This is a genomic window from Streptomyces sp. NPDC055099, from assembly GCF_053607685.1.
Map to the genome: position 1 here is coordinate 485370 of NZ_JBSGUA010000002.1, position 14519 is coordinate 499888.

11 protein-coding genes are annotated in these 14519 nt (G+C 71.2%); 5 read left to right on the forward strand and 6 right to left on the reverse strand.

Annotated features, from left to right (window positions below; genetic code table 11):
• Positions 1-112: 112 nt before the first annotated feature.
• The 3 genes from ACWFRU_RS06645 to ACWFRU_RS06655 all read right to left on the reverse strand — a co-directional run bounded on the left by ACWFRU_RS06645 (position 113) and on the right by ACWFRU_RS06655 (position 4028).
• Positions 113-1531 (reverse strand): tannase/feruloyl esterase family alpha/beta hydrolase, encoded by a 1419-nt coding sequence (locus ACWFRU_RS06645; protein ID WP_453685002.1) that lies wholly within the window; start codon positions 1529-1531, stop codon positions 113-115.
• A gap of 89 nt (positions 1532-1620) precedes the next feature.
• On the reverse strand, positions 1621-3144 hold the full coding sequence (locus ACWFRU_RS06650; protein ID WP_453685003.1) for an extracellular catalytic domain type 1 short-chain-length polyhydroxyalkanoate depolymerase: 1524 nt from the start codon (positions 3142-3144) through the stop codon (positions 1621-1623).
• Between the two features lie 359 nt (positions 3145-3503).
• Positions 3504-4028, reverse strand: a complete 525-nt coding sequence (locus ACWFRU_RS06655; protein WP_453685004.1) for a flavodoxin domain-containing protein — start codon at positions 4026-4028, stop codon at positions 3504-3506.
• Between the two features lie 464 nt (positions 4029-4492).
• On the opposite strand from ACWFRU_RS06655, the gene ACWFRU_RS06660 reads away from it, so the two are divergent.
• The 3 genes from ACWFRU_RS06660 (at position 4493) to ACWFRU_RS06670 (ending at position 6505) form a co-directional block, all read left to right on the forward strand.
• Positions 4493-5347: a universal stress protein gene (locus ACWFRU_RS06660; RefSeq protein ID WP_453685005.1), complete on the forward strand. Its 855-nt coding sequence runs from the start codon at positions 4493-4495 to the stop codon at positions 5345-5347.
• 73 nt (positions 5348-5420) lie between these two features.
• The gene (locus tag ACWFRU_RS06665) at positions 5421-6065 is read left to right on the forward strand and encodes a hypothetical protein (protein WP_453685006.1); all 645 of its coding nucleotides are present in this window, start codon (positions 5421-5423) and stop codon (positions 6063-6065) included.
• The gene (locus tag ACWFRU_RS06670) at positions 6062-6505 is read left to right on the forward strand and encodes an RDD family protein (RefSeq protein WP_453685007.1); all 444 of its coding nucleotides are present in this window, start codon (positions 6062-6064) and stop codon (positions 6503-6505) included. The genes ACWFRU_RS06665 and ACWFRU_RS06670 overlap by 4 nt, the downstream gene beginning before the upstream one ends.
• A gap of 27 nt (positions 6506-6532) precedes the next feature.
• On the opposite strand, the gene ACWFRU_RS06675 is transcribed toward ACWFRU_RS06670, so the two are convergent.
• Complete coding sequence (locus tag ACWFRU_RS06675; RefSeq protein WP_453685008.1) at positions 6533-7945, reverse strand: MFS transporter; 1413 nt, start codon at positions 7943-7945, stop codon at positions 6533-6535.
• A gap of 181 nt (positions 7946-8126) precedes the next feature.
• Between ACWFRU_RS06675 and ACWFRU_RS06680 the strand changes: the two genes are divergently transcribed.
• Complete coding sequence (locus ACWFRU_RS06680) at positions 8127-8546, forward strand: DUF7144 family membrane protein (protein WP_453685009.1); 420 nt, start codon at positions 8127-8129, stop codon at positions 8544-8546.
• Positions 8547-8607: 61 nt separating this feature from the next.
• Positions 8608-10335, forward strand: a complete 1728-nt coding sequence (locus ACWFRU_RS06685) for a SulP family inorganic anion transporter (protein WP_453685010.1) — start codon at positions 8608-8610, stop codon at positions 10333-10335.
• Between the two features lie 6 nt (positions 10336-10341).
• Here ACWFRU_RS06685 and ACWFRU_RS06690 read toward each other — a convergent pair whose 3' ends face one another.
• Positions 10342-11823, reverse strand: a complete 1482-nt coding sequence (locus ACWFRU_RS06690) for an alpha-amylase (protein ID WP_453685011.1) — start codon at positions 11821-11823, stop codon at positions 10342-10344.
• On the reverse strand, positions 11820-14513 hold the full coding sequence (locus tag ACWFRU_RS06695) for an MGH1-like glycoside hydrolase domain-containing protein (RefSeq protein WP_453685012.1): 2694 nt from the start codon (positions 14511-14513) through the stop codon (positions 11820-11822). Before ACWFRU_RS06695 ends, ACWFRU_RS06690 begins: the two co-directional genes overlap by 4 nt.
• Between the last annotated feature and the right edge of the window lie 6 nt (positions 14514-14519).

Genomic DNA, 14519 nt, shown 5'->3' on the forward strand with positions numbered 1-14519 from the left:
CTCCCTTACGAATGGGGAGCGAGGCGATCTTAGGTCAACTCGGCGTTTTTTGGCTGGTCGTTGAGGAAGCCGGGCTTCCGGGACTCGGGTGTTCGCCGGGGCTTGGCCGAAACTACCGCCCGGTAAGGGGGCATCGGGTGAGCAGGGACGCCGGATCGGCGGTGTCCGGGCGCACGACGGTGCGGCTGGTCGGGGGCTGTTCGCCCCGGCCGGTCCAGGCCTCCATCGCCTTGAGGGCCGAGCGGTGGCAGGGCACCAGGGGCCGCAGTCGGTCGGGGTAGGCGTCGACGAGCGAATCGACGTGCGTGCCGTCCTCGATGCGGTAGTAGCGGAACAGGCCGCCCCGGTCGGCGTCGCGCACCATCTTCGCGTAGACGTCCGAGTCCTTGGTGATGGGCAACTGGACGTCGAGGGTGCCGTGCACGGTGATCAGCGGTTTGCCGATGCGTCCGGTCAGGGCGATCTTCCGCACGGCCTCGCGGACTTCCCGTGGCCGGGACGGGTAGGAGTAGTCGGCGTCGCACGCCGGTGTTCCCGGTGCGCAGAAGGGAGTTCCGGCCTCGGTCGCGCCGTCGTACCCCGGGTCGAGTTCCTCGCGGTAGATCCGCTGGGTCAAGTCCCAGTAGACCCGGTGGTGATAGGGCCACAGGAACTCCGAACCGGCCGGGAAACCGGCGGCGAGCATTTCCTGGTGGGCCTTGTCCGCTCCCTCACCACCTGCCGCGTACACCGGATAGGCGCGCAGCGCGGGCGGCAGGAAGTCGAGCAGGTTGGGTCCCTCGGTCCGCCACAGCGTGCCTTCCCAGTCCACTCCCCCGTCGTAGAGCTCGGGGTGGTTCTCCAGCTGCCAGCGCACCAGGTACCCGCCGTTGGACATGCCGGTGGCCAGCGTGCGCGCGGCGGGCCGGTGATACCGCTGCGCGACCACGCTCTTGGCGGCGCGGGTGAGTTGGGTGACGCGCTCGTTCCATTCGGCGATCGCGTCGCCCGGCCGGGCCCCGTCCCGGTGGAAGGCGGCGCCGGCGTTGCCCTTGTCGGTCGAGGCGAAGGCGTACCCCCGGGAGAGCACCCAGTCGCCGATGGCCCGGTCGTTGGCGTACTGCTCGCGCACGCCGGGTGTGCCCGCGACGACCAGGCCGCCGTTCCACCGGTCGGGAAGGCGGACGACGAACTGCGCGTCGTGCTGCCAGCCGTGGTTGGTGTTGGTCGCCGAGCTGTCGGGGAAGTAGCCGTCGATCTGGATGCCGGGCACACCGCGCGGTGTCGTGAGCCCGGCCGGAGTGAGGCCCGCGTAGTCCGCCGGGTCGGTGTGGCCCGAGGCGACCGTCCCCGCGGTGGTCAACTCTTCCAGGCAGGAGGTCTTCTGGCGTTCGGCGCCCGGCACCTTCAGCTTCGCCGCCGACGCGCAGTGCCCCGCGCCGCCGCCTGCGGCTCCCGCGGGCTGTTTGGCGGCGGCCGGGACCGCGCCGAGGGTGACGAGCAGCGCCGTCAGGGCAAGCGTGCCGCGGAACATGCGCGGCAGGCGGGGCATGCGGGGCTTGCGTCTGGGCGGATCTACGGCGGGCACGGGTTCCTCCGGTGGGTGTGCAGGGCGTACGGCGGTCACGTGGAGCGGCGGCGTCAGGGGCAGGTGCCGTCGGCGATGACGAAGTAGCCGGCCGGCGACTCCTTCAAGGTGTGCGTGACGGCGATGGTGTAGAGGCCCATGTTCTGGTTCGAGCCCTTGGCGTAGGTGTAGCCGCCGCTGGTGGTGGCGCGTCCGGCCTGCACCTGCTGGTAGTTGTTCGCGGTCCAGCACTTGGCCGCGGAGCCCGTGGTGGAGGCGGTGACCTGGGAGGACCGCGCCCCTTCCGTCCCGTCCGCGTCGCGGGCCGCCACGCTGTAGGTGTGGCCGGTGCCGGGGCTGAGGCCGGTGTCCGTGAAGGGAGGGCCGGTCGGTGTGGCGACACGGGTGCCGTCCCGGTACACGGCGTAGGAAGCGGCGTCGGGGACGCTGTTCCACTTCAGGGTCACGGAGGTGTCGGTCGCGCCGGTCGCGGCCAGACCGCTCGGTGCGGGCAGTCCGCCGGGGTCGGGGGCGGAGCCGTCCAGGCCGAAGAAGCCGGTGATCCAGTGGCTGGAGCAGATGGAGTCGATGAAGTGGGCCGTACCGGTCGCTCCGCACTGCGTCGCGCCTGTTCCGGGGTCGACGGGGGTGCCGTGGCCGATGGAGGGAACCCGGTCGACCTCCACGGCGACGGACCCGTCCGCCCCGAGGTACTGCTCCCTGCGGGTCGAGTTGGGGCCGATGGTGGAGGTGCGGTCGGGGCTCTGGTCAAGGCCGTGGACGGCCGTCCACTGGTCACGCAGTTCGTCGGCGTTCTTCTTGGCGACGGTCGGGTCGTTGTCCCCGTGCCAGATCGCCACCCTCGGCCAGGGGCCGGTGTAGCCGGGGTGGGCGTCCCGCACGTCCCCCGCCCAGGCCGAGGGGGTCCGGTCGACGCCGGGGTTCATGCAGCTGTATGCGGACACGACGTCGTCGGCGCAGCCGTACGGGAGGCCCGCGACCACGGCGCCCGCCTTGAACACATCGGGGTAGGCGGCGAGCATCACCGACGTCATGGCTCCGCCGGCCGACAGGCCGGTGGCGTAGGTCCGTTCGGGGTCGGCGCCGTACGCGGTGGCGGCATGGCCGACCATCTGACGGATCGAGGCGGCCTCGCCCTGGCCGCGTCGCGTGTCGCCGGGCTGGAACCAGTTGAAGCACTTGCTGCTGTTGTTGGCGGACGTCTGCTCGGGGAAGACGAGCAGGAAGCCGTGCCGGTCCGCGAACTTGGTCAGGCCCGCGTTGTCGGCGTAGAGCTGCGCGCTCTGGCTGCAGCCGTGCATGGCCACCACCACGGCGGGGGCCGCCGCCAGGGTCGCCGGCCGGTAGACGTACATGTTCAGGCTGCCGGGGTTGGCGCCGAAGTTGCCGACTCTCTCCAGGGCGACGGCCGCCTGCGCCGAGGGCGCGGGCGCGACCACCGCCGCGGTCACGACCAGGCCCACCACCGCGCTCACGCGTCCCAGGGCCCGGCGCCACCTCCCCCTCTCGCTCCGTGGCGCCCGGGTCGGGTGTCCTGCGGACGGCTTTGGGTTGAGGCGTCTCTCGTACGACGGCATGGCGGCTCCCGACGGAGGGCGGCGCGGTCTCCGGGGCGGATCACGCGACCCCAGGGCTCGTCCACGCCAGTTGTCGCGGACCCGGACGCTGGGGTGCCGGTTACCGTAGGAGCCGTCGCGAGCCGGGCAGAATGGCGGCGGACGCCACAAGGCCGTCACGTCCCGCTGGTGTCAGCCCTGTTGCCGCCCCGCCCGCTTCCGTGCTACTGGCGTCGCCCTGACCTGACGGCTGTTCAGGCCCTGGTGGAGTTCGCGCAGGACCGCCTCCAGGAGGCTGCGTGTCCCGCCCAGGACGGAGTCCGTGCGCACCTCGGGGGCGGACGGACCGGAGCCGCCTCTACCGGTCGTGGCCCGCGGCGTCACAGGCCCGTGTCGGAGCTGTCGGCGAGGGCGAGCCGGCGGTGGATGCCTTCCGCCCAGTTGTCGACGGCCTTCCAGTCCCGGTGGTCGCCGTAACGTCCGCCGCGTGTCCGGAAGGCCAGATGCCGCCACCGGGGTACGTGGTCGCGGTAGACGGCCCCCGCCAGCATCTGGTGCTCGCAGGGCCGGATGAGCGTCCGGATGTCGGGCAGTTGCCTGGGCTCGGCGCGGCGACGGCCGGGCCACCGGCCCGCGTGGGGCGGCACGCCGACGCTGTAGAGCCACGTGGGATGCGTGGCCAGGGTGCTGGGGTGGCTGCGGATGAAGTCGGTGGCCTGCGGGAGCCAGCCCCCGTTGTGCACCGCGCTGCCCAGCACGAACGCGTCGTAGCCGCCCGTCTTCTGCTCCGCCGCCAGCGGCACGATGACCGTGACGTGCCCGCACTCCGCGAGCCGCGTCGAGAGGCGTTCCGCGATGCCATGGGTGGAGCCGTGCACCCCGGTGTATCCGACCAGGATGTTCATGCCGCGGCTCCTTTGCTTGCGTCCGCGGCCGTCCGGTTCCCGAGGCGTGACATCCAGGCTCTCCCACTGTCAGTTGAAAACAGCACAGAAAGGTAGAACGCCGAGGTCTGGGGCTTCCGTCACCATAGATCCGGTCAAGAACGTCGAACAGGCGTCTACCGGCCACAGTGGTCCCGCGCACCGACCGGAAGTCGACGCGGCCATGGAGGGCCGTACGGCCAAGCCGTGACGCGGCAGTACGGCGATGCGGTGATGTGGGACCGCCGGGGGCACGCCGGAGCTGGTGGCATGCGGGCGAGTGCGCCCGGCGGCTTGTCGGCCACGTTTGGCCCCGACCCGCCCGGGAACTTTGCGTCTGCCCCACGACGGCACTGCCACCACGCCGTCCGCGCCGCTGCCGTCCGCCAGACCCTGGCCGACACCCGCTCCCGCCACGCCCCGACCGCAACGCGGAGGTGCGCACCATGTCCCTGCAGCAGACCATCACCGCCGGCGTCGACGGCTCACCCGCGAGCCTGGGCGCCGCCGGCTGGGCAGCCCACGAAGCCCTGCGACGTGACGTGCCCCTCCACCTCGTCCACGCCAGTGCCCCGCGGCCCGAGCGCAGCCGCCTCCCGGAGATCGACGCCCCGTACGACCGCGAGCGCGGAGCACTCGGCCGCGCCGTCCTGCATCTGTCGAACATCCACCCCACCCTGCGCATCCTCGACGAGCAGGTCACCGGCTCACCGGTGGGCGCGCTCCTCGCGGCGGCCAGTTCCTCGGCCCTGCTCGTGGTCGGCTCGCACGGCGCGGGCGCGATCGCCGGGGCGCTGGTCGGCTCGGTCGCGCAGGCCGTCGCGGCACGTGCCTCCTGCCCCACCGCTCTGGTCGGCACGCGGCACCACACCGAGAACACCCACCAGGGCCCGACGTGCGACCCGGAGCACCCGGTCGTGCTCGGCATCGACCTGGCCCGCCCCGGCGACGAACTCCTGGAGTACGCCTTCGACGCGGCGGCATCCCGTAAGGCACCGCTTCATGTCGTGCACGTCTGGACCGCCCCCCTGGTCCCCTCGGCCGACGCCATCGACCCCATGCCGGAGAAGGTGCAGCAGCTGGCGGCCGAACTCGCGCCCTGGCGGCGGAAGTTCCCGGGGACCGAGGTCACCGACCTGCTCGTGCACGGCCTGGCGGGCCACCACTTGGTCAAGGCGGCCTCGAGGGCCTGCCTGCTGGTCATCGGCCGCCGTGTCCCCGTCGGACCGCACCTCGGCCGGACCGCGCACGCGGCGATCCATCACGCCAAATGCCCGGTCGTCGTCGTGCCGCACTACTGAGGGATCTTCCGCCGCGGGCGACTCACCCGTGGCGGAGGATGTCAGGGCCGCCGTTTACCGCTGCGATCACCGGATGGCTGAAGAAGACGCGTGGGGCCCGGTGGCGTTCGTCGCCCGGCGGGCACGCAGTGTGCTGGGCGTCGTGGACGAGGCGGCGGGCACGGTCGTCCGCGTGCTGGCGGGCGTGGTTCTCGACCGCATCGACCTGGACGCCCTCGTGTCCCGCGTCGACGTGAACCGGATCGCCGACCGGATCGACGTGGGGCGGATCGCCGACCGGGTCGACGTGGACCGGGTCGCGGACCGGGTCGACGTGGACCGGGTCGCGGACCGGGTCGACGTACGCCGGGTCGCCGACCGGGTCGATGTGGACAGCATCGCCGACCGGGTCGACGTGAACCGCGTGGCTGACCGCGTCGACGTGGACCGCGTCGCGGACCGGGCCGATGTCGACCGGATCGCGGCGCGCGTGGACGTCGACGCGGTGATCGTGCGGGTCGATCTGGTGGGGCTCACCCGTGACGTGCTGTCAGAGATCGATCTGGGGCGGGTGGTCCGCGACACCGGGGGCGGGATGGCCGCGGAGACCGCCGACGCGGTGCGGCTGCTCGGCAGGCGCGGTGACCGGGGCGTCAACCGGTTCAGCGACCGGCTGCTCCGGCGTGCGGGGCCGCCGCGGGTCAATGGCGCGGGACCGCCACCGGAGCCCGAGCGGTGACCGAGCCGCAGGCCGGAGCCGGGGCCGAGCACGCCGGGCTCGTCTCGCGCGGGGTCGCGGCGATAGTCGACGTGCTGGTCCTCGCCGCCGTCGGCCTCGCGGTGCAGGCGGGCGCCGGATGTGTGCGTCTGCTGCTCATCGGGCCTCCGTTCCGGTTCCCCGACCTCCCCGGCTGGCTCACCGGCCTCTCGGGCTGGACCCTCGCCGTCCTGTACTTCGGCTGCTCGTGGTCCGCCATCGGGCGCACGGCGGGAGACCACCTGATGGGGCTGCGCGTCACCGACCGCGCCGGCGCGCTTCTCGGGCTGCCCCGGTCCCTGGTGCGCGCGGCGCTGTGCGTGACGTTCCCGCTGGGGCTGTACTGGGTTCCGCTCAGCAGACACCGCGCGTCCGTCCAGGACCTGCTGGTCGCCAGCACGGTGCGCTACGACTGGGGTTGACGCCACCCGCGGATGGTGCACGCGCCCTCACCCGTGCCGGGTGGGGGCCGCCTTCCGGGGCAGCATCGCGGCGGCGCCGAACCCGCCGACCCCGATGAGGGCGAGGACGACGAGGGCCACGGCGTACGGTCCCGCTGCCGGGTCCGCGACGAGGATGGTGCCCGCGATCGCGGTGCCCACCGACGAACCGAGGTTGGACACACTGCGCGAGAGCCCGGATATCTCGCCCTGCTGGTCCTCGGGGAAGGCCGACTGCACCACGTTGACCGAGGGCGTCAGCATCACCCCCATCCCCAGCCCGATCAGCAGCAGCCCGGGGACGAAGTGCCAGGCGCCCGGCTCTCCGTGGGACATGGCGAGCAGCACCCCGATGCCGCAGATTGTCAGGGCGAACCCGGCCATCACGAGCGTGCGCTGCTCGCGCCGCTTCGCGAGACGCGCGGCGCCGAGCGAGGACACGAGCAGACCCATGGTGGAGGCGCTGAAGATCACGCCGGTGCTGATCGCGTCGTACCCGCGGACGACCTGGAGGTACGCGGCCACGACGAACGACACCCCCATGAGCATCAGCCACTGGGTGTGCTGGGTGATCAGGCCGAGGTTGGAGGGGCGGTTGTGGAAAAGGGCGGTACGCAACAGTGGTTGGGTCCCGGCGCGTTCCTTGGCCCGTACCCAGCGGAAGAAGGCCACCAGGACCAGCGTGCCGACCAGCAGCAGGCCGCCCATCAGCCAGCCGTTCTCGTCGGCGGCGAGGATTCCCATGACGACCAGGACCAGACCGGTGGCCGAAAGCACCGCTCCCCCGGTGTCGAAGACACGCTGGGGGTCCGGCGGGACGGGGTCGTCGATGCGGCGGGCCAGCACGATGATCACCGCGACCACCAGGGCCTGGAAGACGAAGGCCGCCCGCCAGCTGATCGTCGAGGTGATGAGCCCGCCGATCAGCGGCCCGGCGGCGGCGCCGATGCCGCCCATCGCCATGATCGCCCCGAAGGCACGGGCGCGGTCGGTCACATTGGTGAACAGGAGCGTGGTCAGGATGTAGACGGGCGGGATGAGCAGGGCGGTGCCGATGCCCTCCAGGATCGAGTTGCCCAGGATGAGGACGCCGAGGCCGGGCGACACAGCACTGAGCAGGGCGCCGATCCCGTACACGGCGAGGCCGACGAGAAGGCAGCGCTTGCGGCCGTAACGGTCGGTCAGGATGCCGCCCGGGATCATCAGCGCCGCCATGACCAGCAGAAAAATGGTGATGGCGGTCTGCACGCCCTGCACCGTCGTGTCCAGGTCCTCGCTGATGTCCTGGATCATGACCGTCATGTTCGAGCCCGCGAAACTGCAGATGAACTGCGCCAGGGCCAGCGGCGCGAGCACCTGACGCGGCCCGGGGCGTTTCTGCTGCCGGGCGTGTGCTCCCCCAGGGGTGGACGGCACGGTCATCGCCTCGCCTCCCGTTGCCTCCCGTTGACGGGTGCCTCCCGTTGGCGGTCGGCGTCGGCCAGCCTCGTGGGCGGCCCGCCGCGCGGCGTCACCCTCGGAGGGTGACGACCGGGGGCACCGGTCGGGGGCAACACTCGGGGCAACGCGGTGCAACCGGCACCCTCGGTACGGAGGTTCTGTCATGACCGCCTCGACGACCCAGCGCCATACCCCCAGCGCCAAACAGACGGCGGCCGCCGGGCTGACCATCTTCGCGGGGGTGCTGTTGTTCCTGTCCGGGTCCCTGGACTTCTGCCGGGGTCTGATGGCCGTCCTGGAGGACGACATCTTCCTGCGCACCCCCGGTTACACCTTCGAGTTCGACCTGACGAGCTGGGGCTGGATCCACATGGCCATCGGCACCATCGCCGTGGTGGTCGCCTTCGGCCTGTTCGTGGCCGCGACCTGGGCCAGGATCATGGGCATCGGCATCACCTCGCTGATGATCATCGCCAGCTTCCTGTCGCTCCCCTACCACCCGATCTGGTCCATCACCTTGATCGCGATGGACGGGTTCATCATCTGGGCCCTGTGCGTGGTGGAGAAGGACACCGTCTACTGACCGGAGTGGCCCATGAGTGACGGACGGGCGCACCAGCGCGCCGGACAGAGGTGAGGGGCCGGTGCGTGTGCGCGGGACGCCACCAGGGGTCAGGACTCTGCGGACCTACCGCAGGGAGTGGTTGCTCAAGGATGTGGTCGCGGGCATCGTGCTGAGCACGTTGCTCGTGCCACAGGGCATGGCGTACGCGGAGTTGGCCGGTCTGCCGCCCATCACCGGTCTCTACACCTCTGTGCTGTGCCTGCTCGCGTACGCCGTCGCGGGTCCCTCGCGCGTCCTGGTGCTCGGCCCCGACTCCTCCCTCGGCCCGATGATCGCCGCGACGGTCCTGCCGCTGCTCGCAGCGGACGGGGACAGCGGACGCGCGGTCGCGCTCGCCTCGGTGCTCGCCCTGATGGTCGGCGCGATCACGCTTCTCGCGGGGGTGGCGCGGCTCGGTTTCGTCGCCGACCTCATCTCCAGGCCGACCATGATCGGCTATATGAACGGCCTGGCCCTGACCATCCTCATCGGGCAGTTGCCGAAGCTGTTCGGCTTCTCCATCGATGCCGACGGGCTCGTCGGCGAGGTGGAGGCCTTCGTCCGGGGGCTGGCGGAGGGGGCGACGGAGCCGGCCGCCCTCGCGGTCGGCGGTGGCTGCATCCTCGTCATCCTGCTGCTGCAGCGGCTGATGCCGAAGGTCCCGGCCGTCCTCGTCATGGTCGTGCTGGCCATCACCGTCTCCGTCGTCCTCGACCTGGACGAGCACGGCGTGAAGACCGTCGGCAACCTTCCCGAAGGACTGCCGCCGTTCACGGTCCCGCACATCGGGTGGGACGACCTGGGTCCGCTGTTCATCGGCGCGCTGGGCATCGCCCTGGTGTCCCTGGCCGACACCATCTCCAACGCGTCCGCCTTCGCGGCCCGTACCGGCCAAGAAGTGCGCGGCAACGACGAGATGATCGCGATCGGCACGGCGAACATGGCCGCGGGCCTGTTCCAGGGGTTCCCCGTGAGCACCAGCGGCTCCCGTACGGCGGTGGCCGAGCGGGCCGGGGCCAAGACGCAGCTCACCGGGCTCGTCGGCGCGGGTCTCATCGTCCTCATGCTCGTGCTGCTGCCGGGGCTCTTCCGCGATCTGCCGCAGCCCGCGCTCGCCGCCGTGGTCATCACGGCCTCGCTGTCGCTGGCCGACCTCGCGGGCACGAGGCGGCTGTGGCGTCAGCGCAAGGCGGAGTTCTGGCTCTGCATCGCGGCGTTCCTCGGGGTGGCGCTGCTGGGTGTCCTGCCGGGGATCGCGGTCGCGGTGGGCCTGTCCATCCTGAACGTCTTCCGGCGCGCGTGGTGGCCGTACAGCACCATCCTCGGGCGGGTTTCCGGCCTGGAGGGCTACCACGACGTACGGTCGCACCCGACCGCCCGACGGCTGCCGGGCCTGGTGATCTTCCGCTTCGACGCCCCGCTGTTCTTCGCCAACGCCAAGTCGTTCCGCGAAGAGGTCCTGCGCTACGCCCATGCCGAACCGGCCACGCGGCGCGTGCTGATCGCCGCGGAACCGGTGACCGACGTGGACACCACCGCTGCGGATGTCCTGGAGGAGCTGGACTCGGCTCTGCGGGAGCTGGGCGTGGACCTGGTCTTCGCCGAGCTCAAGGACCCGGTGCGGCGCAAGGTCGAGCGCTATGGCCTTGGCCGTACCTTCCACGCGTACCGCTTCTACCCCACCGTGGAAGCCGCCGTGGAGGCGTTCCGCACGGAGCACGGCACGGACTGGGCCCCGGCGGACCCGCCCGCCGACGACGAGAGCTGATCCTGGTCAGCCCGTCGCGACGACCGAGAGCAGGTGCGTGCCCCAGGGCGGCACGTCGACATAGAGCCCGTCCGCCGTCAGCTCCGCCCCCGAACGCTCGTACCGCTCGGCGTCGAGGAGCCCGACCAACTCGTAGGCGCCTGGCCCCAGATCGCTCCAGGGCAGCCGGATGCGTGCCTGTGCCTGGTGCTCCGAGAGGTTCACCACGGTCAGGAACCTGCCCGACTCACCGGTCCAGGACGAGGCGATCAGGTCACGGCCCGAGTCGTTGTCGGGCCAGCCTTCGGCGTCCAGGAGCCGCCACTGTCCCGTCCGCATGCCGCTGCGGTGCACGCCCGCGAGGAGCCGCTCGTAGAACGCCTTCAGGGAAGGGTCCGCCGGCTCGTCGGGGCGGCGGTCGAGGAAGACCGGCAAGTGGACCCGGCGTCCGGTGAACTGGCCCTCGTGCCACAGCGTCGCGCCGGGCAGCGTGGCGATCAGCACGGCCGCCGCCCGCTCCTTGGCCAGGGGGAGCGTCGCTGCGGCCCGCGGCTCGTCATGGTTCTCCAGGAACCGGACCAGTCCGCGCTGGTACTGCTCGTCGGCCCGCAGATGCGCCCTGACCGACTCGGCGCTCTCGTTCAGCACGCGGTCGTACAGACGCTTGTCGTAGCAGAAGTCGAACCCCTGCTGTTGCAGGGCCCATTCGAGGTCCCAGTACGCCTCCGCGGCGAAGACCATGTGGGGGTGACGGCGGCGCACGGCGGTGACCACCTCGGGCCAGAAGTCCTCCCGCGGCACGGGCCCGGCCCGCTCGCCCCACGTCCGCGCGAACACGTCGTTCATCAGGAGCATCGCCATGTCGCAACGCACCCCGTCGCAGACCCGGCCGATGCCGTCGAGCACCTCCGCGGTCGCCCGCCGCAGGGCGGGGGCGAAGGCGTTCAGCTGCACCACGTCCGGCCAGGGCGGGAAGAACGGGTCGCGGCCCCGGGCGAGCACGGCGCTCCCGGTGTCGAGGAACCCGGCCGGGTCGCGCCGGGCGTCCTCCGCGTCCCCCTGCACGAAGTACTCGGGGTGCTCGTCCACCCAAGGGCTGTCGGGGGCCACATGGTTGGGCACGTAGTCGAGCAGCAGCCCCACTCCCCTGCGGTCGAGTTCGGTCCGGGCCGCGGCCAGCCCCGCCGGGCCGCCGAGCGCCGCGTCGGCCTCGTAACGCCGGATGCAGTACGGCGATCCGGCGATGTCCTCTTCGCCGATGTCCGGGACGGCTCCGGCGAACGCGCCGCGCAGCGCCGGGTCCTGAAGGGCGATTGCGCGCCCTCGCGCGCTGCGCTCCCACACGCCCATCAGCCAGACGGCGTCGACCCCGGCGGGCGTGATCTCGTCCCAGGCCTCCTTGGGCACGTCCGCCAGGTCGGCCGGACCCCCGGTGCGCCGGGCGGTCTCCCGCAGCCATACGCGGGTGTTGACCTCGTGCACGACGGGCTGCGCGGGCAACTGGGTCATCGGTTCTGCCTCCTCACGGGGCCGGAACGGAAGTCGTCCGGTCCGAGTGCGCCGAAGATCTTCATCAGGGCCGCGACCAGACCGGTCCAGCCCGTCTGGTGCGAGGCGCCGAGTCCCGCGCCGTTGTCGCCGTGGAAGTACTCGTAGAAGGAGATCAGATCGCGCCAGTGCGGGTCGTCCCTGAATTTCGCCTGGCCGCCGTACACGGGCCGCCGGCCGTCCTCGCCGCGCAGGAAGATCCGGGTGAGGCGGGAGCCGATGTCCTCGGCGACCTCGTACAGGTTCTTGTGGACTCCCGATCCTGTCGGGCACTCGACGGTGAAGTCGTCGCCGTAGAAGCCGTACAGGTTGATCAGCCCGCGGATGACCAGGGCGTTCATCGGCATCCAGACCGGGCCGCGCCAGTTGGAGTTGCCGCCGAACATGCCGGTGTCCGACTCGGCGGGCAGATAGGAGACCTTGTACTCCTCGCCGTGCACCCAGAACGTGTAGGGGTGTTCGGCGTGGTGGCGCGAGAGCGCCCTGATCCCGTACGGGCTCAGGAACTCGTCCTCCGACAGGAGCCGGGCGAGCACGCGCACGAGCTTCTTCTCGTCCAGGACGGACAGCAGCCGTGGACCGCCCGCCGTGCCGGCCTGCGCCGAGGTCAGCGTCACCGACAGCGAGGGGTGGCGCTCGGCGAACCGGCGCAACCGGTCACTGAGCCCTGAAAGACCTTCCAGCTGGTCCGGCCGGAAGACGGTCGACGCGCACAGCGGCAGCAACCCCACCATGGAGCGGACCTTGAGCTGGACGGCTTCTCCGTCGGGCAGCCGCAGCACGTCGTAGAAGAAGCCGTCCTCCTCGTCCCACAGCTCGTCGTGGAGGTCGCCCACCCGGTCCATGGAGGCGGCGATCCACAGGTAGTGCTCGACGAACTTGAGGACCAGTTCCTCGTAGGCCTCATTGTGTTCGGCCAGTTCCAGCGCGATCTGCAGCATCGACTGGCAGTACAGCGCCATCCACGCGGTGCCGTCCGCCTGTTCCAGGGTGCCTCCGGTGGGCAGGGGGGCGCTGCGGTCGAAGACGCCGATGTTGTCGAGGCCGAGGAAGCCGCCCTGGAAGATGTTGCGGCCGCCGGGGTCCTTGCGGTTGACCCACCAGGTGAAGTTCGTGAGCAGTTTCTGGAAGGTGCGTTCGAGGAAAGCCCGGTCGGCCTGGCCGGTCGTGCCCTTCTCCACCGTGTAGACGAAGTACGCGGCCCAGGCGTGCACGGGCGGGTTGACGTCGCCGAAGTTCCACTCGTACGCGGGGATCTGGCCGTTGGGGTGCAAGTAGGCGTCACGCAGCAGCAGTTCGAGCTGTTCCTTGGCGAAGCCGATGTCGACGACCGACAGGCCCACGGCGTGGAAGGCCAGGTCCCAGGCGGCGAACCAGGGGTACTCCCACTTGTCCGGCATGGAGACGATGTCGTCGCTCACCATGTGGAACCACTCGCCGTTGCGCAGCCCCGGCCGCGGCGGACTCCATGGGGTCATGTCGTGTTCGCTGAGCCACTTCTCCAGGTCGAAGGCGTAGTACTGCTTGGACCAGAGCATGCCGGCCAGGGCCTGGCGCAGTACGCGTGCCTCGTCCTCGCTCGCCCGCTCGGGCGTCAACTCGCCGTAGAACGCGTCGGCTTCGGCGATGCGGTCGGTGAAGACCGTGTCGAAGCCCCGCGTCAGGGAGAGCTTCGCATCCGCGGGGCCAAGGCGCAGCCGCAGCGTCTGCGACCCTCCCGCGGGAACACTGAGTGTGTGGTGGGCGGCGGCCTTCGTGCCCTCCAGCTCCGGGTTGACCGCGCTCTCCTCCCCCTCGACGACGTACCGGCCGATCGCGTTCTTGACGTAGGGGGAGGCGTTGGGCGAGCCGAAGAGACGTTCCTTGTCGGTCTCGTTCTCCGTGAACAGCAGCGGGACCCCGTCGGCGCACCGCAGGGCGTAGCTGCCGAGTTCGGGGTGGTCGGCCCGGATCGTGGGGTGCGGCCCCTCGACGGCCCGCAGCCGTGGCGCGCCCCGCTCGTCGTGCTGATCGTCCCAGGACCAGGTGTTGCGGAACCACAGGGTGGGCAGCACGTGCAGGGTCGCCTCGTCGGGGCCCCGGTTGTCGACGGTGATCCGCATCAGGATGTCGTCGTGGTCGGCCTTGGCGTACTCCACCGTGATGTCGAAGTACCGGTCCTCGTCGAACACTCCGGTGTCCATGAGCTCGTACTCGAACTCCTGGCGGGTGCGGTCCCGGTTGACGGACACGAGGTCGTTGTACGGGAACTCCGCCTGCGGGTACTTGTAGAGGTACCGCAGGTAGGAGTGGCTGGGGGTGCTGTCGAGGTAGAAGTAGTACTCCTTGACGTCCTCCCCGTGGTTGCCCTCGCCGTTGGTGAGACCGAAGGCGCGCTCCTTGAGGATCGGGTCGCGGCCGTTCCACAGGGCGAGGGCCAGGCACAGGCGCTGCTTGTCGTCGCAGATGCCGCCGAGGCCGTCCTCGCCCCAGCGGTAGGCACGTGAACGCGCGTGGTCGTGCGGGAAGTAGGACCAGGCGTCGCCGCCGGGGCTGTAGTCCTCGCGGACCGTGCCCCATTGCCGTTCGCTCAGATACGGGCCCCACAGGCGCGACCGTGCGCTGCCGTCACCGATCGCTCCGATCCGCCCGGCGTGCGTCCGCGTCTTCATGCGCGT